15 protein-coding genes and 1 pseudogene are annotated in these 20,390 nt (G+C 36.8%); 8 read left to right on the top strand and 8 right to left on the bottom strand.

Annotation, left to right across the window (positions count from 1 at the left end):
• Window positions 1–64 precede the first annotated feature (64 nt).
• Genes F936_RS13945 through F936_RS13935 form a run of 3 tightly spaced genes read right to left on the bottom strand, consistent with a single transcriptional unit; the run spans window position 65 to window position 3,069 of the window.
• Window positions 65–784, bottom strand: a complete 720-nt coding sequence (locus tag F936_RS13945; protein WP_004641942.1) for a FadR/GntR family transcriptional regulator — start codon at window positions 782–784, stop codon at window positions 65–67.
• 55 nt (window positions 785–839) lie between these two features.
• Window positions 840–1,610, bottom strand: a complete 771-nt coding sequence (locus F936_RS13940; protein ID WP_004641943.1) for a nuclear transport factor 2 family protein — start codon at window positions 1,608–1,610, stop codon at window positions 840–842.
• 28 nt (window positions 1,611–1,638) lie between these two features.
• Window positions 1,639–3,069, bottom strand: coding sequence for a gamma-aminobutyraldehyde dehydrogenase (locus tag F936_RS13935; protein ID WP_004641945.1), 1,431 nt, complete (start codon window positions 3,067–3,069; stop codon window positions 1,639–1,641).
• Window positions 3,070–3,623: 554 nt separating this feature from the next.
• Between F936_RS13935 and F936_RS13930 the strand changes: the two genes are divergently transcribed.
• Both F936_RS13930 and F936_RS13925 read left to right on the top strand, forming a co-directional pair.
• The gene (locus F936_RS13930) at window positions 3,624–4,691 is read left to right on the top strand and encodes an amidohydrolase family protein (protein WP_003652770.1); all 1,068 of its coding nucleotides are present in this window, start codon (window positions 3,624–3,626) and stop codon (window positions 4,689–4,691) included.
• Window positions 4,692–4,700: 9 nt separating this feature from the next.
• Complete coding sequence (locus F936_RS13925; RefSeq protein WP_003652767.1) at window positions 4,701–5,540, top strand: SDR family NAD(P)-dependent oxidoreductase; 840 nt, start codon at window positions 4,701–4,703, stop codon at window positions 5,538–5,540.
• 82 nt (window positions 5,541–5,622) lie between these two features.
• Here F936_RS13925 and F936_RS13920 read toward each other — a convergent pair whose 3' ends face one another.
• Window positions 5,623–6,045 (bottom strand): Lrp/AsnC family transcriptional regulator, encoded by a 423-nt coding sequence (locus tag F936_RS13920; RefSeq protein WP_002120489.1) that lies wholly within the window; start codon window positions 6,043–6,045, stop codon window positions 5,623–5,625.
• Between the two features lie 136 nt (window positions 6,046–6,181).
• On the opposite strand from F936_RS13920, the gene F936_RS13915 reads away from it, so the two are divergent.
• The 4 genes from F936_RS13915 to F936_RS13900 all read left to right on the top strand — a co-directional run bounded on the left by F936_RS13915 (window position 6,182) and on the right by F936_RS13900 (window position 10,976).
• Window positions 6,182–7,417, top strand: coding sequence for an aspartate aminotransferase family protein (locus tag F936_RS13915; RefSeq protein WP_005048264.1), 1,236 nt, complete (start codon window positions 6,182–6,184; stop codon window positions 7,415–7,417).
• Window positions 7,414–8,508 (top strand): arginine N-succinyltransferase, encoded by a 1,095-nt coding sequence (astA, locus tag F936_RS13910; protein ID WP_005048262.1) that lies wholly within the window; start codon window positions 7,414–7,416, stop codon window positions 8,506–8,508. Before F936_RS13915 ends, astA begins: the two co-directional genes overlap by 4 nt.
• Window positions 8,509–8,908: 400 nt before the next feature.
• Window positions 8,909–10,372, top strand: a complete 1,464-nt coding sequence (locus F936_RS13905; protein WP_005048259.1) for an amino acid permease — start codon at window positions 8,909–8,911, stop codon at window positions 10,370–10,372.
• 238 nt (window positions 10,373–10,610) lie between these two features.
• Complete coding sequence (locus F936_RS13900) at window positions 10,611–10,976, top strand: hypothetical protein (protein ID WP_005048257.1); 366 nt, start codon at window positions 10,611–10,613, stop codon at window positions 10,974–10,976.
• A 50-nt stretch (window positions 10,977–11,026) separates the two neighbouring features.
• Here F936_RS13900 and F936_RS13895 read toward each other — a convergent pair.
• The 4 genes and pseudogenes from F936_RS13895 to F936_RS13880 all read right to left on the bottom strand — a co-directional run.
• A pseudogene (locus tag F936_RS13895) lies at window positions 11,027–11,210 on the bottom strand (coniferyl-aldehyde dehydrogenase); the annotation flags it as partial.
• An 18-nt stretch (window positions 11,211–11,228) separates the two neighbouring features.
• A complete protein-coding gene (locus F936_RS13890) occupies window positions 11,229–11,861 on the bottom strand; it encodes a hypothetical protein (protein WP_005048250.1) in 633 nt (210 codons plus the stop codon).
• On the bottom strand, window positions 11,858–17,461 hold the full coding sequence (locus F936_RS13885; protein WP_005048247.1) for a phospholipase effector Tle1 domain-containing protein: 5,604 nt from the start codon (window positions 17,459–17,461) through the stop codon (window positions 11,858–11,860). The genes F936_RS13890 and F936_RS13885 overlap by 4 nt, the downstream gene beginning before the upstream one ends.
• 25 nt (window positions 17,462–17,486) lie before the next feature.
• On the bottom strand, window positions 17,487–18,608 hold the full coding sequence (locus F936_RS13880; protein ID WP_005048245.1) for a TadE family protein: 1,122 nt from the start codon (window positions 18,606–18,608) through the stop codon (window positions 17,487–17,489).
• Window positions 18,609–18,679: 71 nt separating this feature from the next.
• Here F936_RS13880 and F936_RS13875 point away from each other — a divergent pair, with 71 nt between their 5' ends.
• Together F936_RS13875 and F936_RS13870 are read left to right on the top strand one after the other, a co-directional pair.
• Window positions 18,680–18,961 (top strand): Flp family type IVb pilin, encoded by a 282-nt coding sequence (locus F936_RS13875; protein ID WP_005048243.1) that lies wholly within the window; start codon window positions 18,680–18,682, stop codon window positions 18,959–18,961.
• Between the two features lie 58 nt (window positions 18,962–19,019).
• The gene (locus F936_RS13870; protein WP_005048241.1) at window positions 19,020–20,384 is read left to right on the top strand and encodes a Tad domain-containing protein; all 1,365 of its coding nucleotides are present in this window, start codon (window positions 19,020–19,022) and stop codon (window positions 20,382–20,384) included.
• Window positions 20,385–20,390: the final 6 nt, after the last annotated feature.

The raw sequence follows: 20,390 nt of genomic DNA, 5'->3' as shown, positions 1-20,390 counted from the left end.
CCTATAACTCCTAAAATTCCGTATTTCTCACTCGATATTTGATAAGCGCTCTGTTTTATTGTTTTTATTCGATAGATAACTTATATCGAAGCATTTGGTCTGTTAGCATCGAAATAATTTTTCGTGCTTGAATAACAGCATCATCTTCATTGCCTTGAACAAAAGATGATAAAAGTTGGTGGTATTGCGCGACGACCAATTGATGAAAATGATCATCTTGATAAAGCACTGCGATGAGCGGAGCCCATTCGGCTTGTATGGTTAACTCTTGATTTGCCAGTCGAGCTGATTGGGCAAAAGAGGTGAGCGTCAGCAAGCAACGTAAATCAAGCTGGGCACGAGTGTCTGCTTCAACGGCTTGTTCAAATTGTTCAATAAGCTCTTTGATTTTGCCCAGTTCATATTCAGTGGTTCTTTGTGCTGCTAAATAGGCACCATGGCTTAAAATTGCACTATGAAATTCACCTAGATCAGCAAGATATTCATTTGAAGCTTGACGCAAAGGATGTTTGTTTAAGAGTAAGTCGGAAGGTAACTCACAAACAAAACTTCCACCGTTTCGTCCGCGTCGTGTATCAATCAGACCTTTTACCCGTAAAGTATTTAACGCTTCACGAACGGTAATCGGCGACACTCCCATTAAGCGAGCTAAATCCGCCTCGTTAGGAAGTTGTTCATTGCTTTTGAGCAATCCAGAGATAATTGCATTTTCCAAGCGTTCAACAACTTGTTCCGAGCGAGTTGCCTGAGCGATAGGTGCAAAAATTATCGTATATGCTGACATGGCGAATTCTCTAAAAGCTAAGTCAGTGACTTAGCTTAATGAAACGGATAAATGATTAAAACACGCCATATTGATGGACTGCCTGTTCATCTTCAGGCACAGCTGGTATTGCATCCCAAAGTTCAACAATTTTGCCATTATCTACACGCCACAATTCAAAATAGGCATGTCGATTTCCAGCAATATTTCCTTCGGAATGTGTCAATACAAATTGACCATCAGCAATGGAGCGATGAGTTTTGGAGTATACCAAACCTTGCCCTTCATTACGGATATTGTTCAAAAAATCAATCACTGCCTTAACGCCATCCCCAATATCTGGGCTATGCTGAATGAACTGATCGCCGTGGGTGTATTCTTTAAATGCTTCGTAATTGCCATCAATTAATGACTTCTTAAAGAAAGAGGTCACAATCTCACGATTTTCCTCTGGGTCATGGTGAGTTACGATTTCTGTTGGACCATCTAATTGTGTTCTACCACTCACATTCGGAGCTGCTTCTGCTACCAGACCATCCCAATGCTCTACAATTTTGCCGTCTTTCACTCGGTAAATATCAAAGCCAACTAACGGGTTTTCATCTAATCCCTGAAAGCGCCCATGAATCGCAACCAAGTCGCTATCTGCCAATACACGCACAGCTTCATGTTGCATGTCGGGGCAGTCTTCTACCAGTTGACGAAGGCCTGAAATACCGTTGGCAACCAGTGGCGAGTGCTCTATAAAGTCTTCAGAAAAATAACGGTCTAAAGCAGTGGTGTCATGTAAATTAAATAACTCGTGGTGCGCCTTACTCACAAAGTCTTTCATTTCTTGTTTATTCATTTTGATCTCCTTTCAAATCTGATTTTTATTATTCATTTGAACTCATTACATGTTTCACGCGTGTATATTCTTCAAAACCGTAGCCTGATAAATCTTTACCATAACCTGATTTTTTGAAGCCGCCGTGTGGCATTTCTGCAGTTAGAGGAATATGGGTGTTAATCCAAACGGTTCCGAAATCAAGTTCACGAGACAGGCGAGTTGCACGTGCATGATCTTTTGTCCAGACACTTGAAGCCAAGCCATATTCAATATCGTTGGCTTTTTCAATGGCATCATTTTCATCTGTAAATTTTTGAACAGTAATCACTGGCCCAAAAATTTCATTTTGAATTGCTTCGTCGTGTTGTTTTAAACCACTAATCACAGTCGGTTCAAAATAGAAGCCTGGACGATCGGCTTGCTTGCCACCCGTTTCAACTTTGGCGTGAACAGGTAAGTTGTCAATAAAGGTTTTAACATTCTTTAATTGATTAGCATTGTTGAGTGGACCATAAAGTGCGTCTTGATCATCTGGTTCACCAAAACGTGTATTTTTTGCCGCTTCAATTAATTTACCTAAAAATTCGTCATGCACTGCTTCAGCAACAATCACGCGTGTTGCAGCAGTACAGTCTTGTCCTGCATTGAAGTAACCCGTTAAAGCAATCATTTCAACTGCTTTATCGATGTCGGCATCTTCAAAAACAACAACAGGTGCTTTCCCACCAAGCTCAAGGTGGGCTTTCGCTAAATTTGCTGCCGCAGAAGCTGCAACTTGCAAGCCTGCACGAACCGAACCTGTAATAGAAACTAAAGCAGGTGTTTTATGCGATACAACTTTTGAACCCACTTGAGCTTGGCCTAACACCACGTTAAATGCACCTTTAGGAAAAAATGGTGCAGCAATTTCTGCCAGTAAAAGTGTACTTTCTGGTGTTGTGTCACTTGGTTTAAGTACCACAGTGTTACCAGCTGCTAAAGCAGGCGCAATTTTCCAAACAGCCATCATGAGTGGATAGTTCCAAGGTGTAACTTGGCCCACTACACCGACTGGTTCGCGGCGAATAGAAGAGGTTAAACCTTCTAAATATTCACCTGAAGCTGTGCCATTCAGTAAGCGGGCAGCACCTGCAAAGAAACGAACCTGATCTGCCGATGCACCAACTTCTTCAGATGCAATTAAGTGCTTTAACTGACCTGTATTACGGCTTTGAGCCTCAATTAAACGCTCTGCATTTGCTTCGATAGCATCTGCCAAATGCAATAATGCTTTTTGACGAGTCGAAGGTGTACTACGTCCCCAAATTTTAAATGCTTCTTTTGCAGCAGCGTAAGCAGCATCAACTTCTGCTTCGGTTGCATTCGGCGATTGACCATAAACTTCGCCAGTCACAGGACTTACCAAGTCGAAATAATCATTTCCTTTGCTAGCAACATATTCGCCGTTAATAAAGTGTTTTAGTTGAGTTTTAGCCATTTTTTATACCTTGTCCTTAGGTTTTAACATATAACATATAAGACTATATGTATTATGTTTTAATTTTTTTGTCAAATGCTTTTGTAATCTGCATTCAATTCAAAATATAAGTAGAGAGATGCTGATGGAATGAATGTAAGTTTTTTTAAAAAGAAAAGATAATGCGAGCTTTTGAGTTCTTTATTATTAAAATCTATGCTTTTTTAGGCTTTAGTTCAGATTAGAGGATTTGGAATTATTTTCTGTAAAATCAGTTATAAACTTGCTTGAAAACTAGTGAACCCCTTAATTTCAAACGGTAGATTTAGCTTGTGAGTAGGCTTCGCTGCGATGATCTGCATCTAATAAGGAGCTCTACTTTGCTTATACTCATCAAGCCATTCAAGCTAATGAATTAAATTCATATCTCATCATTAGAATAAATCATTTTATTCATAGTTTTTTGTTCTGTACTCTAAAAATACCACGCATTATTTTTAAAAATTAAATCAAAGATGATTGGATGATCATCATTTAGTAGAAGCTAGTTTTCTAAAATGATAAAGAGTGTAGGAATGAAAAAACTCGATTTTGCAATTATAGATCCACATATCCATCAATGGGATCCATACCATACACCACACTCTGCTGCTTTACTGGTTAAAGCTTTTGGGAAATATCCGAGTGTGATGGATAAAGTTGTTCGATTGGTTAAACCTAAGCCGCTTTTAGATACAATTGGATTAACTCAGTATGCCTTAAGTCCTTATCTACCTGAGCACTATCATGAAGATATTGGTAATCATGCCGTTGAGAGTGTGGTACATATTGAAGCGAATTGGCATCATCATAAAGGTTTTGGGGTTGTCGAAGAAACCAAATGGATTCAACAATTAAATTTTAAAGACCAGAATTTGAAGCTTGGAGCAATTGTTGCCACTGCTGACCCGCGAGATCGAAAATTTAAACAAATTTTAAAAGCGCATCAAGATGCTAGCCCCTTATTTCGTGGTATTCGTAAAATGGCCTCTTGGCATGAAGACTCAGGGATTTATCGTTGGTGTGATCAGGCACATTTATATCAGTCTAATAAATTCCTTAAAGGCTTTGAACAACTTGCCCAAATGGATTTATCTTTTGATGCTTGGACTTACTCAACTCAAATTTCAGAAATCACAGCATTAGCCAAACAATTTCCTCAAACACGTATCGTTGTTGATCATTTGGCAACACCCGCAGGACTTTTTGGCGCTATCGGCAAAAAAACTGGTCAAACACCCTCGCAACGCGCTGACATTTTCCAGCAATGGCAACATGATTTGGCACTTTTAGCTGAGCAGAAAAATGTGTATGCCAAGATTTCTGGACTGATGATGCCAGTGCTTGGACATCGATTTTATCAACAATACTGTACTGCAACAGTCTATGAAATGGTGAATTTATTAACGCCATTGGTTCAGCATGCAATTGAGGTATTTGGTGTAGATCGAATCATTTTTGCCTCAAATTTTCCTATGGATAAAGCAAATGCAACCTTAAGTGATTTGATCCAAGCTTATATTGAAATGATCAAACCTTACGGTGATCAAGCGATGTATTCCATATTTAGACAAAATGCTGCCAATTTTTATCAACTGAATTAGAGCCATAATATGAAAAGTTTTAATCAAAAAGTCGCTGCAATTACAGGTGCAGGTTCTGGAATCGGTCAACAACTTGCAATTTTATTAGCGCAGCAAGGCGCTCATTTGGCTTTAAGTGATGTGAGTGATCAAGGTTTAGCTGAAACATTATCTTTAGTTAAACAATATTCTGTGAAAGTAACTTTAACCAAACTCGATGTTTCTAATCAGCAAGCTGTACGGGAATGGGCTGCGAATAGTTTTAAAGATCACGGCAAAATCAATTTGATTTTTAATAATGCTGGTGTTGCATTGGCAAGTACTGTAGAGGGAATGAGCTATGAAGAAATGGAATGGATTTTTAATATCAATTTTTGGGGTGTTGTATATGGCACAAAAGAGTTTTTGCCCTATTTAAAGCAAAGTGGTGAAGGGCATGTGATTAATATTTCTAGTTTATTTGGACTAACAGCCCAACCTTCTCAAAGTGCTTATAATGCAACGAAATTTGCAGTTCGTGGTTTTACTGAATCATTACGTCAAGAATTAAATATGCAAAATAATGGACTAAGTGCGACTTGTGTTCATCCTGGTGGAATTCGGACAAATATTGCCAATAGTGCTCGCATGAGTGAAAGTATTCGTTCTTTAGGGATGAATCCAGCAAAGGCCAGCAGATCATTTAATAAGGTTCTGAAAACGCCACCAGAAGAGGCTGCAAAAATCATTTTAGAGGCAGTCAAAAATAATAAAGCTCGTATATTGATTGGTAATGACGCAAAGATCTTGGATTTGATTCAGAGAATTACACCAACTCACTATTCTCAAGTGTTAAATTTTTTAACCAAGAAAACTTTAAAAAAAAGCTAATCCATTTCTCAATCTAAGTATGTTCATTGAATTAGAGCGAGCATACTTATTCATTGATTTTAAAGTGAATGCTTATCTAAAGTTATGTTTTATGGCTAGCCAGCAAAATACTGGTTTCGCTGTTATAAATCCCTGAAATGTTCCTGATTCTCTCTAAAACTTTGTCGAAGTTTTCTAAAGTGTCAGATCGTAGCTCGACCAAGATGTCCCATTTGCCATTGGTTTTATGCAAACATTCGACCGCACTTTCTAGGCGTAGTTCTTTAATCACAGACTGCGCTTTGGTCCCTTCGACCATAATGCTCATCCATGCGCGGATGACATTTCGTTCTGCATTCGGTTTAAACCGTACCGTATATCCAGTAATGATGCCCGAAGACTCTAAATACTCGATTCTCTTTTTGACCGTTGCTCTTGAAACGTGAACTTTTTCGGCTAACTCGGTAACAGACATCCGTGCGTTATCTTTAAGCAAACCTAAAATAATTTGATCAATGTTATCCATATTGTAATTGTCAATTATCAGATTGGTAAAAAATAATTCATTTTTTACTGAATTACAAATTTTGTGAATCAATTTGATTTTGAATAATAGGGTCATCAGTTAACCCTAATAATTTTAATTTAATGGACTAGATAAGATGAATAATTTTGCAGTTTCAAGAACGAACTTTAACGACTGGATGGTTCCAGTTTTTGCACCGGCAAATTTCATTCCTGTACGTGGTGAAGGTTCACGTATCTGGGATCAAGAAAATAAAGAATATATCGATTTTGCAGGCGGGATTGCAGTAAACGCATTAGGTCATGCGCATCCAGTGGCAGTGAATGCTTTAACAGAGCAAGCAACAAAACTCTGGCATGTTGGAAATGGTTATACAAATGAACCTGTTCTACGCCTTGCAAAACAGCTCACTGAAAATACATTTGCAGACAAGGTATTCTTCTGTAACTCAGGTGCAGAAGCCAATGAAGCTGCATTGAAACTAGCTCGTAAAGTCGGTCTAGACAGCGGTGTTGCTAGTAAAAGTGGCATTGTGGCATTTAATAATGCTTTCCATGGTCGTACTTTATTTACCGTTTCAGCAGGCGGTCAACCTAAATATTCACAAGACTTTGCACCGCTTCCAAATGGTATCAACCATGTTGCCTTTAATGATTTAGAAGCAGCAAAAGCGGTGATTAATGAGCAAACATGTGCGGTTATCGTTGAGCCGATACAAGGTGAAGGCGGCGTTATTCCTGCTGACATCGAATTTTTAAAAGGCTTACGCGCACTATGTGATGAGTTTGGTGCCTTACTTATTTTTGATGAAGTACAAACTGGTGTCGGCCGTACAGGTTCACTTTATGCCTACATGAACACTGGTGTTACTCCAGATGTGTTAACAACTGCAAAAGCACTAGGTGGTGGTTTCCCAGTCGGTGCAATGTTAACAACTGATAAGTTTGCGCCGCATTTTTCAGTGGGTACACATGGTACGACTTATGGCGGTAACCCATTAGCAAGTGCGGTTGCAGGTGCTGTATTTGAGTTTATTAATACATCCGAAGTGCTTAATGGTGTCAAAGAACGTCATGACTACTATAAAAAAGCTTTAAATCAATTAAATGAAAAATATGAAATCTTTGAAACTATTCGTGGTCAAGGTTTGCTAATAGGTTGTGCCTTAAAAGACAAATTTGCTGGTAAAGCAAAAGATATTAATAACCTTGCAGGTGAAGAGGGATTACTTAGTCTTATTGCTGGTCCAAATGTTGTGCGCTTTACACCATCTCTGATTATTCCTTTAGCTGATATTGATGAAGGCTTAAAAAGATTTGACCGTGCACTTGCTCGCTTTGTAGCAATTCAAAAGGATGAACAAGCGGCATGATGATTATTCGCTACATCGAGCCTAAAGACGTTAATGATCTTTATCTGTTGGCTCAAAAAGCAGGTTTTGGCTTGACGTCTTTACAGCCCAATATAGAAAAATTGGCAGCGCGCATCGACCGAGCTTGCAAGACAGTTGCAGGTGAGTTGCCAAAGGCAGATCAGGTTTATTTATTTGTTCTCGAAGATACTGAACTCAACAAAGTAGTAGGTGTCTGTGGCATTGAAGTCGCACTTGGTTTAAAAGAGCCTTGGTACAACTTTCATGTAGGAACCCAAGTTCATGCATCAGAACCGCTAAGTGTTTATAAAGCTTTACCAACACTATATTTGAGTAATGACCACACCAATTGTAGTGAGCTTTGTACTTTATTTTTAGATCCAGACTATCGCTTAAATAAAAATGGCAAGTTTCTATCTAAAGTCCGTTTCTTATTTCTCTCAGCATTTCGTCAATATTTTGAAGAAACCATTGTTGCTGAAATGCGCGGATACTCTGATGAAAATGGACAATCACCATTTTGGAATGCGGTAGGCCACAAGTTTTTTAATATTGAATTTACCAAAGCCGATTATTTGAGTGGAGTCGGGCAAAAGGCCTTTATTGCTGAGCTGATGCCAAGACATCCCCTCTATGTTGACATGTTACCTGACGATGCTAAAGCCGCGATTGGCATTGTTCACCCAAATACTCGACCAGCCTACAATCTCTTGCTTGAAGAAGGACTGCGCTATAAAGGCTATGTCGATATTTTTGATGGCGGTGCGACGTTGCAAGCAGATATCGAAAATTTACGGGCGATTAAAGAAAGTCAGTCCGTAACGGTACAAGTCGAACAAACTGAAAATATCGCTGTAGGGGATGAATCTTACATTGTGGCCAATGATGACTATGAAAATTATCGCGCCATTCTTGTGTATAGCAAACCTTATCAGAACATATTGCAGTTAACCAAAGAACAGGCAAAACAATTGAATGTCGAAAATGGCTCTTTAGTTCGCGTGCTAAGTGTTCAAGCTAAACACGTTTCGAATCCAAAAGCGCTAAACAAACTCAAAGAGACTGATCATTTGCGAATGGCTGTTAATTAAGCAGAAATACTATACATTTCACCAAATTTAAGAAGGAATACTATATTATCGCTAACGCAAGATTGGTATATGGATAAACACAATCTTGCTCGCTGAGCTGGAATTCATTAGCCTGCCGCTATTCTATAAAAGACAGATAATTAAAATATTTAATTCATTCATATATTTTAATTATCTACTGAAATTATATTGATAGAGGTCGGGCTAATATAATAATGAAGGAAAGGATTTATGATTAATTTTTATTGTTATAGGTAATAGCTTTTAAAAAGGAATTTATAAGGTTTTAAATGATTTAATAATATTTTTAACATGATTTAATGGACTAAATTGATAATCATATAATTTATTTATTATTAAAACATTTACAACGATTGCTATAAATTGGAGTAAATATTACATGAGTAAGAATAACGGAAAGCAATTCCTGGAAGGAGATCTTCTTGGTAGTCAACATATGACTGAGCAAGAAGAAGAGAAATTGCAACGCTCATTAACCAATCGTCATATTCAGATGATTGCAATTGGTGGTGCAATTGGTACTGGATTATTTATGGGTTCCGGTAAAACATTAAGTATTTCAGGAACTTCAATTGTTTTAACCTATTTAATTATTGGTTTCTTCTTTTTCTTCGTAATGCGAGCAATGGGCGAGTTGCTGCTGGCGAATACTAATTTTAAAACATTCGCAGATTTTGCAACGGCATATCTTGGTCCGTGGGCGGGATTCTTCCTTGGTTGGTCCTATTGGTGTAACTGGATTATTACTGCTATTGCAGACGTGATCGTGATCGGAGGGTACATGCAGTTTTGGTATCCTGATTTACCCGTCTGGATTCCTGCATTTACTTCATTAGCAATTTTAACCATACTCAATTTTGTGGCCGTTCGGCTATTTGGTGAACTCGAATTTTGGTTTTCCCTCATCAAAATTACAGCAATTATTCTGTTCATTCTTGCTGGTATTTACTTAATTAGTACCGGATTTACTTCTCCGAATGGTGTTAAGGCATCGGTTAGTCATTTGTTTGAAACACAATCTATGTTTCCTTATGGTGTAACAGGTTTCTTGGCAGGTTTCCAAATCGCTATCTTTGCATTTGTGGGCATTGAACTTGTTGGTACGACAGCTGCTGAAACCAAGGACCCGCATAAGTCACTTCCAAAAGCAATTAACTCTATTCCTTTACGTATTTTATTGTTCTATGTGGGTGCATTGGTTTGTATTATTGCGGTCACCTCTTGGGCAAAAGTTTCACCAGAAAAAAGCCCATTTGTGGAAATGTTTACATTGGTCGGTTTACCAATTGCGGCAGGTTTAATTAACTTTGTTGTTGCGACTTCTGCTCTATCTTCGGCAAATAGTGGAATTTTTGCGACCAGTCGTATGTTATACGGTTTAGCATTAGACAATGATGCACCTAAAAGCTTTAGTAAGTTATCTAAAAGTAAGGTTCCAATTAGAGGACTCGTATTTTCGATGGCTTGCGTGACGGTGGGAACCTCTATTTTATTTATTGTTCCAAACGTCATGACTGCATTTACAATTATTTCAGCGCTCACTTCAATTTTATGTATTTTTACATTCATGTTGATTGTGCTTTCTTATATTTCCTATCGTAAAAAATTCCCTGAATTACATAATCAATCTCAATATAAAATGCCGGGTGGATTATTTATGGCATGGTTTACGATGCTATTTTTAGTTTTTACCATTGTTATTTTGGCTTTAGATCATGACACTTTAATTGCGCTTGAGTGTTCACCAATCTGGTTTATTGGTTTGTTTATTGCTTATAAATATAAAAAGAAAAAGATGTTGCAGCTTGATATTTTAAAAGCACAAAAGGTTGATTATATTTAACTGCATAATGAATTTTTTTAAAGCTAGGCAGGAGCCTAGCTTTTTTATTTTGAAAATAATAACTTATACTTTTTTTAAGACAATTTGATTATGGTTACAAGGTCTAATAATAAGCTTAGTCAGAAAATTTTTATAAGGTCCGAAATACTTATAGGATTTTAAATATGGTTATAGATATCAAAATGAATTAAATTAATTTTAAAACTAAAGATTACAAATTAAAAGGAATGGTAATCCCATGATACTTAAGTGTAAAGATAGTGATTTAAATGATTTTACTATTGGAAAAAGATACATATGTTTTGGGGTGCAATTTAATGAATATCGAAATGAAACAAAAGTATCTGTTCGTCGCGATTCTGATGGTACCCCTGTTATTGTGGAAATTTCTAAATTTGAAGTAATTAATCCTAGTATACCTGAAGGTTTTGAAATTTCATTTTATAAACAAGAAGATACTACAAATACTACTATTGAGCCTAAAGAATTTAGTGGAGCATTTTGGGATGACTATCATGATGGAGATCCTAAAATGGAAAAATTATTTAAAGATACTTATACAAAGATCTGTAAATTTCATAATTTCTCTATTACGTCCGATTGATTAATTAGAATCAAATAAAAAGCCTCATGACGAGGCTTTTTTTATAATCCTTATTTAATATTTGGATCGCCTTTTTTCAAGAAAAAGCGAATCGCTAATTTTTGAAGGAATGTTCCATAAGGAGGGTGGAAAAGCTGAGTCGGGAAAAACCGATGGCGTGTAAATATCGTTTTTGCATGAGAAAGTTCACGGAAACCTTCTTCACCATGATACGACCCCCATACCTGAATTGCCATATATTACTAGAACTAATTAGTTCCAGTATTTTTGATAAGGAACTTTCCAGTACAGCTTGGTTGTAATGATGTAGGTACCATCTGGGTTAAGTGAAATAGTGTAGTGAATTTCCTTCCCTCGCTTTGGATCGCCTTTACCGTCTGGGAGCTGATTTTTATATTTTGCCACTTCTTGTGGAGGGTAAAGGACTATTTGTTTCCAAGATGAAGTTGGAAGCTTATCAATTGCTAATTGTATTTTTTTTTCATTTTGTTTGTCATAAGCTAAAAGAGTTTCTAAAGGAGGTTGTTTTCCTAAAGGTATATTGTCAAGATTAAATGCAGTACGGCTATTGCCCATACCAGCTTTTACTTGTTCTTCATAAGTCAGCCAAGGGGCATATTCAATAATAATTTTTTCAGGAACATAACCTTCGGGTTCTATTTTACAGGTATTATCGTGAGTTAAATATTTGGCTTGTCTTTTTACAGGCATATTTCCATTATGATCATAGAAATTCCCACATAAGGGCCAATTGTTTTTAAAAACAAAGCTAAGACCATGTTGCGATGGGCCAACAACAAAGGTAATACTATTTTTCATTGACGAAGTAGTTTGGCAGCCCATTAGTAAAAGTGCGCTACAAGTTAATATATATATGTTTTTCATTTATTGGCTCCTTTAATTGTGTTTAATTGAAAACTCAATGTAGTACCGTAGTTCGCTTTAATCCAATCTAGGTATTTTTGTGTTTGAATAATTTCATTACGTGTAGGATCTGTTGAGTAAACAATAGTTGCACTACCAGTTTTGTCATTCGATTTTAGTTTTTGATATTCATCTAAAGCTTTACATCCACCAATAATTTCCTTAGGTTTACAATCAGAATCTCGAGTAAATTCTTGTTCAATTTGTAAAAGTTGTTGAAATTTTCCAGGATTGGTTGGTCCATATTGAGCATTTTGAAATTGCAAAGTTTGTTCCCAATTCAGTTTTAAGTGGTTGGTTTGTGAACTGGTACTTGCTTGCTCAGTAGGTTGAGCATATCCTGCTAGATATTTGGCAAGTGTTGTTTGGTCCATACCAGTCAAATGCTGATTAATGTGAGTATTATCTGAATTCGCCCAAGCAAATTGTCTTCCTGGAACAAAATATGGCCCCATTAGTGTACCTCGACCATCTCCAGCTAAATTATTTCCTGTACTGTCGTGAATAATTGGATCACTTACAACGTTGTATTCACGTTTAGTAATGAGTTTGTCATTAAAAACAATGCCTGCATTTTTAGCTTGGTCAATCATCCACATTAAAGCAACATCACTAATGTCACCATCACTATAACCACCACCTATGTCTGAATGGGCACCCATAAAGCCACGTTCAACACGAGTATTTATTTGTTGCTTTAAGGTCGACTGATATTGTTTTCCATCTTTCTTTTGAGCATCAGCAGAACTGCTATAAATTGATCGTGCCATAAAACCTTCACGATGTTCATTCATAGCTACAGCATGAGCAACAGATTTAAAACGCTCGGATACTGCAACAGTCATATTGTTAGACTTAACATACTGAGTCATATCATCAGAAGGGTCTAAGCCAAATGCAGGAACACTATCCCAAACCCCCATAAATCGGAAATTTATACTGATATTGTATTTCGACTTTAAACAATCTAGGTTGAGCCGTCCCCAATCAGTTTTGGTGGCTGTAATAGACTCATAAGATGGGTCAAGTACAGCATCTCGTTGATTTGGTGAATAACTTTGTGTGAGGAGATATTCTAATTTGCTTGCGAACATTCGAGCACTGGCTGCACCACGGCTAAAGCCAACAGTATCAATATCAATGATTTGTTCAGTTGTATTAGCTCCAGCTTTTTTCTGATTTTCTATTAGCTTTTGTACATATTGCGAAAAATAGATCAGCATTTGATCAACACGATTAGGTAAAGAATTCCCTGTGGCATTGTCTAATGCATTGAATAGCTTTGAATTGGAACCAATATTAGTATATTGATCTTCAGTTCCAGCACCAGTAATGTAAAAAACATTATCATGGTTAGGTGTTAGTCCTGATCCAGCATTACTTGAGAACTGCTTCACCTGATTTTTCCAAAGCGTTTGGGTTACATCCATTTGTCCTTTAGAAGCGTAGGCATCCATAAATTTTTCAACATTACTTGGATGACCGTTTAAATCCCAATTTCCTGTACCATCGAAAGCAAATAATAATAAACCTTGAGGGTCAAAATACTGATTTGGTTGTTGATTGACATAGCTATATAAATTTTCACCACCTGTCAGTCCTAATGGATCGGGGGTGGTATAGCGACCTGTAGCAGGGTCATAATAACGGTAGCCATTGTAGTAAAGTTTAGTTTCCGTATCGGCATATTGCCCAGCATAACGAATATTTAACTGATAGCCTTGACTTATAATATTGGATTCACCAAATAATTCTTTGCCTTGATCTTGCCATACAATGCGTTGCTGTTGATCTGTGACTATTCGTGGTCTTCCCATATAGTCATTAACAACATAATGCCATTTTGCATCTGGTTCCTGATCGGTAAATAGGGCTGCAAAACGTTGCCATAATGTTAATAGTAAGGGATTTGGTGTATGACCATGTCCTGCATAGTCCATAATGGCTAATAAACGATCACCTGTATAAATATATTGTCGGGTAATATGACCTTTTGCATTTAATTCACCAGCAAGTTGTGTCCCATTATAGAAGTAGTAACTAATTCGAGGATGTTTTAAAGGCTTTTGTTGTTGATCGACATAAATAGTTTTTTTAATGCGTTGGCCTGCATCATTATATTGATAGCCCGCAACCAATTGTTGCCCACGCCATACTTTTGCAATTTGTCCATTGATATAACTAAAGCGAAATTGTCCTTGAGTAGTAGGATATTGTAGAGGTTCGCCTGCGGTATTATATTGAACAGTAAATTGCTGGGTATTCTTTTGTATACTAGCTAAACGACCAGATTGATAGTGATAACCTTGGACACTTTGTTTTGCTTGTTGATTTTGTCCTATTAAGCGATTACCAAGTGCATCATAAAAATAAATTTCTTGCGGTTCAAGTTTTGCATTAGAGCGAGCGATTACATGCTGCTTGCTATCATATAAATATTCTTGTTGATCTCGTAATAGACCATGATTACTGACTTGGGAAATTTGATGTCGGTCGTTAAAATTCCAATGTTGGCTAAGTAATAATGTTGGAGCCTCATCTGCATATGCTGATTGGATTAGATTCAAACTTTGTTTTTGAGAACCTCTAGCATAATGTAAGCCTCGCCAAATACCTGTAGCAGAGTACTCGAAACCTAAACGAAGTTGGTTACCTAAAATATAGGTCAGTTGCTTTTGATCAGATGTCGTATCATTAAAATCTTGTTTTTCAAGTAAAGTCTGTTTAGTCCATTGTTGTGGAGTACGGTAGGACATCTTAGCTTTACTTGTGGTTAATAGAGTGCCATCTGGTAAAGTCATTCCTAGAGGGGTGTCTTTTTTATCATAATGGTAATGTGTGACTAAAGGAGACTTGAGTTCCTTATAGGATATAGAACGACGATCTAACCGACCTTGATCATTATAGTGATATTCGATTGTTTGTAATGGATCTCTAACTTTGACCAAGCGTGTACCAAGGTAATCAAAATAAGTCGTTTGGTTAACAGGTTCTAATCCATTCTTAGCTGGTTGAGTTAAACGCCGTGCTCTTAAGCGGTCATAATCATCATATTGAAATGATAATATTGCACCTGTTGGTAATAATGTCTGTTTTACTCGATTCGCTGGATCATAGCGATAAATCGTTTTACCTTGTATGCTCGAGTCTAATGAGACTAAATGGTTAAAGTCATCGTATTGATAAATTGTTTTAGTACCATCATTTTGAGTAAGAATTTTGTTTCCTAGCTTATAGGTATATTCTGTTTTACTTGGAGCAATTAAGCCATTACCTAATGCTGGAACATCCCATTCAGTTTGTATTTGGCCATCCCCAGTGTAACGCTGCCACAAGGCATCTCCATGTTGGTTAAGCATTCGACCACTTACACCATCTGGAAAGTAATCAATATGGCTCAAAATACCTTGCTTACTATCAGCAATTGTAGTGAGGCGACCTTGTTCATCGTATTGATAGCCGGTTTCAATGAAAGTTTTCTCTGTAAGTTTTTGCTCAAACAATATTTTATTTTCATTATCAAGTTGATAACGTTTTAACCCTTTTTTTGAATCTAGAGTGGCAAATACTCTATTCGCATCATCATAATGATAAGACTTGATTAATTGGTCATTTATATCAGTGATTGATTGTAAGCGATTCAAATCATCATAATGATATCGGATACCTTGAATCGATTGCTCACCATTATTTAATGTAACTTCTGTATGTCGACCATTTGAATCATACTGAAATTTAAAAATTTCAACCTTCGGTTTTAAATCAATTTCTTGGGAGGTTTTTGTATATTGGGTGACTCGACCTAAGTGATCATATTGAGCTTGTGTTTTAGAGTGGTTGAAAGATGTATTCCATGACTCTAACTGATTATTTTTTCCATAAGTATAAATAATGATATCACTGTCTTTCGGTGAATTGGATGGTCCATTTGGAATAGGACCATCTTCCCAACTGAGTCTTCCTTGAGCATCATAGCCATAACGGGTTTCTCTGAGTAAAGTATCACCAAGTGGGGAGAAGCCTATTTCTTGAATTGCTATTAATTGATTGTTTTGGTTATAAGTATAGCTTTTTCGATATTGCTTTCCCGACACAACACTCGAGCGTAACTCAGCTTTTAAACGACGGAAATCTTGCTTATCCAGTTGAGTAAGCAGAGGGGTAGATAATGTTGAATGAGCCCCTTGTTGAATAGAATAAGATTCATATTCATAGGTTGTGGTCTGAGATGTTAAACCGACACCCGATACAGTTTTCGCAATGATTTCTCCCAGATCATTATATTTCAGGTCAATCGCCCGAATGGCTTTACTCGTTAAATTGAGATCGGCAGCGTAACTAACCAGTCCTTGAGCATTAAAGCGATATCGTTTATTAACTTCACCACAACTGGCGCAACCAGCGCCAAAGCTTTCAAGTAAGTGAAACTGAGTACCATCAATCTGATAAGTATAGTTCGTTGTCTGGCCTAGACTATTGGTGACAATATTTTTAAAGCTGGGTTTGTTTACAGTATAGTTTGCAGGCATATTCTGGTGTGTTCTGGCATCATACTGTATTGAAACCTTTTCCACACCATTGGCATGCTGGCTTAAGATAGCTCGATCTTGATTGTCATAATGCCATTCAGAAATAAGTTTGAATTTTTTTTCTTGAGCATCAAATTGCCCTTTAGATGTGAGGTTATGTATATCTCCACCTTGGAAGCGGGGATCATAGACATATTTAAAACGACGGCCATCAGGATAGAGAACTTGAGCTAAATTGTGATTACGATCAAGGAAATAATAATATTTTCCGATTGGTGTTGTTAAGGTAATTTGAGGTAAACCAAAACGAGTGGTTGAATATTGGAAAGATAGTTGTTCACCATTGCCGTTTTTAACGGAAAGTAAACGTTGTTTTTGATCATAGATAAAGGTGAAGTTGAGAGCAGGATTACTTTTATCTATATTAGCTTGAGCTGAAATTCTGGTGATATGAGCAAGATGAGTATCTTGTCCACCTAAATATTGAAATAAATAATCTTGCCTAGATTGAGTTTTATGCCAGATCCATCCTGAACCATTGATTTTTTTTTCAATCCAGCCATCATTAGGGTTAAGGGGAATTGCTCGAATTACAAACTGGTTATTACCTAGATGAATTTTATTCTTTTTAAAGTTAATTCGCTGACCTGATTCCAGTCGAATTTGAATGATATCTGGTTGTTCATAGAGTTTAATATCAAAAGAGCTATACCAGCCATAGCCTAGTGTTGTATCTGCATGGCTTTGACTATTATAAAATCTTGAGAACGAAAGTCCTTGAAATGCTGGAAGCTCTTTAAAGTCATTAATGGCCTCAAATTTATTACCATTAAGGACATTGATTGGATTACCAACTCCAGTGTCAAGACCGCCACAAGCATAAGTTGGCCCTTCACTTTGGGTAACTATTGCGAATGAAGAGTTTGCACTACATTGACTCAAGTCAACTACACTAGCTCTAGTAGGTAATGAATTTAAACTAGTCGCTAAGCCTAAACTGACTGAACCGATAGTAAAAATTAGGTTTTTCATATACTAAATTCTTTTAAAGACATTATTAATAAAAATTTGTTCTCGTTGCACCCGAGCTGCAACTAATTAAATTGTTCGTATCACCAATAATGCTATTGGTAGATGAACTTGTACTACCTGTAGGGGAGTTGTTACCAATGAGACCGCCTGCCAATTCAGAACCGATATTTGTAATACCCTGAAAGTTCGTTGCATCTTTTTCAAAACTTGAAATTGCAGATTTTTCTGCCGAATCTTGAATATCTTCTAAAAGATCTTTTTCTTTATGACCAACTTGCCATTGCATTGCTTGATTTTCTTGAAGGCGATCAATTAAGTCTTCACCGACTAAATAACCATTCCGATTCACAGTATTCGTTGGAAGCCCCCCCTCAATAGCAGGACTTAGCATCTGAGCAGAAATATCCACCACAATAGGTATTCTGCCAGCAGCTAACATTCTCAAATTTACAGCATCACGATTGCTCGTAAAAAATGAAGTTAATGCACTAAAAATATTCTTCATCATGGGAATTCGTGGTTCATACCCATAGGTAAATCGAAGTTTTAATACATTGGCATCTTGTATATTTTGCTTTGATTTATCTTTTATGGTCTTAGATTTTGTATCTAAATTATCATTTGGAATAATGCGTACGATTTGACCTGTTTTAATCTGATAAGCCTTCGCTAAAAGTGGATCATTCCAATCATCAAATGAAGCTTTAGATGGATTAACCATATGCATTCCAATAAAAGCAGATTCAGTTTTTTTAATAATTTCTTTTAAGGCATATCCTTGTAAACCAACTTCAACTAAATTGGGGTTAATTTTTTTTATAGGACTATTTATATGAGTATTACCAGGTAAATATATTCCAGGTGTAGAGAAATAAGGTACTAATCCTTTAAAAAAAGAATTTTGGATTCGTGCTGGGTCAGCATTATAAATTGCACCAGCACGAGCAGCTTCATATGCTGCATATGTAACATTTAAACGAGCAATATAAATAAGGCCATATTGAATACCAATTAAGCTAATAAATAAGATAAGTGGAGCTATAATTATAAACTCAGTTAGAGAAACACCATTCTGATATTTCTTTCTTTTTTTCACAAGAATACCTATAAAAATAAAATAATATTTGTTTCTTAATTGAATTTGCATGATAATACACGAAAATGTACAAAAATAAACTGTACATTCAAAACATTTTAATTTTTTAGTAGGGTATTTTAATGAAAAAAACAGATTTAAAATTTAATGTAAAAATGAATAAAGTTCGCGGTCAAGGTATGACGGAATATATTATTATTGTGGCTTTAATTGCAGTTGCTGCAATTGGGGTATTTCGTTTTTATGGTAATACAGCACGCTCTCAAGTTGCAGTTGCAGCAGCAGCATTAGGAGGGCAAAATACTGCACAAGGCAGAACAAATGCAACAACTAATGCTAATGCAGCAACAAGAGAAGGTATTATTGATAAACGTTTAGGTACTTATGAGCAAGGTTCTCGATAAAATAAGTATGCAGAAATTTATAATAGTCAGGCTTAATTTAATTAAATAAGGCGATGATATGAAGCATCAGTCAGGGCAATCAACGATGTTGATGCTTATTGTCTCTTTAATATTAATGTTGACAGTTACTTTTGTTTTTAATACAGCTCAATTATTATCTGAACGGCAGCAAGCAAAAATGCTTGCTGATCAGGCTGCATATGCAACAGCAACTCGTCAGGCAAGATTGTTAAATATAAATGCTTATATTAATCGAACTCAAATTGCTAATCAGCTAGCTATTGCTCAAGGAGTTAGTACAGCTTCTTGGGCTAAATATGCTGCCAAAACCTCTGATAATATTAGTACGGCTACATATTGGTTTCCACCAGTCAGTGCTGTTTTTTCAAAGATTGGCACTGGCTTAGATTATTTTGCAGATTATATTGGGCCCTATATCGAAGGCTATGGCATTGAAGTTAGAGCATTAGAGTCAGCACAAGCTGCTTTGAATCTTGTAAGCAATACCACTGTATTAAATACCCCAAGAGAGTTTGCTGAATTAACACAAAAGGATCGCTCTGAATATGATGTTCGTCTGGTGATGTCGGCTTCGACTTTTCCAGCTCAGATTATGAAGCAATATGTAGAGAATGAAAGGCAACGTATGGCTGATGTGGTATTGAGTTCAGCAGATCCTTTTATTACCAATCGTAGTAAAAATCATATTTTACCTAAACTGATTTTAGCGCCTGGTGGGTGGGACGAATATCGTATTCATAAGGCTGGTGGTACTGAATTAGTGCAACTTGATGAATGGAAAGGGATTGATACTTTGTCTATTCATCATTATTACAAAGTCATCAAAAGATGGAAGGTACGAAAAAGGCATGATGAAATCCCAATTGGTTGGGGGAGTGCGCTCGGAAGTCAGTTAGGTGAAGATCAGGCAAGAAGTTCAGGAAGCTATGGTGGGGCAAGCTCGACCAATCCACGAGCTCGGGATTATTCTGAAGGAAATACTCCGCAATGGGATGTTCGAGATAATGGCGGAGAAATGACAGGTGTGGGGATTCCTAAGTTTTATGAATTGAAAGACTTAAATAATAAAGAAATGAATTTTCCATTTGTTATTTCGGTTAAAAAATCTCGTAATAAGCTTGAAACGGTTAATAGAAACTCTAACTTACGAATGTCTCCAAACTTTGCGGTACTTGATAATTATGATGAGTTAGAAGGTGGCAAGCTTCGAAATGGTGATATGCAGGCTATTACTCAGGCTGAAGTTTATTTTCAGCGTCCTTGGGAACTAGAGGTAGTTGGAAATCAAATCAATCATGAGTATGGCTCGTTATTTAGCCCTTACTGGAAGGTACGATTATCTGATGATATAGATGTTAGTAAACGGGCGCTGGTAACCGCAGAAGCTGCTTGGTTGAATTGAGAATAA

The sequence above is a fragment of the Acinetobacter calcoaceticus DSM 30006 = CIP 81.8 genome, assembly GCF_000368965.1.
Taxonomy (GTDB): Bacteria; Pseudomonadota; Gammaproteobacteria; order Pseudomonadales; family Moraxellaceae; genus Acinetobacter; species Acinetobacter calcoaceticus.
This window is presented reverse-complemented; position numbering and strand designations above follow the sequence as displayed.

What these genes read in the sequence shown, in the direction of transcription:
- F936_RS13925 (WP_003652767.1), top strand. Translation starts at nt 4,701, where the DNA reads ATGAAAAGTTTTAATCAAAAAGTCGCTGCAATTACAGGTGCAGGTTCT.
- F936_RS13920 (WP_002120489.1), bottom strand. Translation starts at nt 6,045, where the DNA reads ATGGATAACATTGATCAAATTATTTTAGGTTTGCTTAAAGATAACGCA.
- F936_RS13905 (WP_005048259.1), top strand. Translation starts at nt 8,909, where the DNA reads ATGAGTAAGAATAACGGAAAGCAATTCCTGGAAGGAGATCTTCTTGGT.
- F936_RS13885 (WP_005048247.1), bottom strand. Translation starts at nt 17,461, where the DNA reads ATGAAAAACCTAATTTTTACTATCGGTTCAGTCAGTTTAGGCTTAGCG.
- F936_RS13875 (WP_005048243.1), top strand. Translation starts at nt 18,680, where the DNA reads ATGAAAAAAACAGATTTAAAATTTAATGTAAAAATGAATAAAGTTCGC.
- F936_RS13915 (WP_005048264.1), top strand. Translation starts at nt 6,182, where the DNA reads ATGAATAATTTTGCAGTTTCAAGAACGAACTTTAACGACTGGATGGTT.
- F936_RS13890 (WP_005048250.1), bottom strand. Translation starts at nt 11,861, where the DNA reads ATGAAAAACATATATATATTAACTTGTAGCGCACTTTTACTAATGGGC.
- F936_RS13930 (WP_003652770.1), top strand. Translation starts at nt 3,624, where the DNA reads ATGAAAAAACTCGATTTTGCAATTATAGATCCACATATCCATCAATGG.
- F936_RS13900 (WP_005048257.1), top strand. Translation starts at nt 10,611, where the DNA reads ATGATACTTAAGTGTAAAGATAGTGATTTAAATGATTTTACTATTGGA.
- astA (WP_005048262.1), top strand. Translation starts at nt 7,414, where the DNA reads ATGATGATTATTCGCTACATCGAGCCTAAAGACGTTAATGATCTTTAT.
- F936_RS13880 (WP_005048245.1), bottom strand. Translation starts at nt 18,608, where the DNA reads ATGCAAATTCAATTAAGAAACAAATATTATTTTATTTTTATAGGTATT.
- F936_RS13940 (WP_004641943.1), bottom strand. Translation starts at nt 1,610, where the DNA reads ATGAATAAACAAGAAATGAAAGACTTTGTGAGTAAGGCGCACCACGAG.
- F936_RS13935 (WP_004641945.1), bottom strand. Translation starts at nt 3,069, where the DNA reads ATGGCTAAAACTCAACTAAAACACTTTATTAACGGCGAATATGTTGCT.
- F936_RS13945 (WP_004641942.1), bottom strand. Translation starts at nt 784, where the DNA reads ATGTCAGCATATACGATAATTTTTGCACCTATCGCTCAGGCAACTCGC.
- F936_RS13870 (WP_005048241.1), top strand. Translation starts at nt 19,020, where the DNA reads ATGAAGCATCAGTCAGGGCAATCAACGATGTTGATGCTTATTGTCTCT.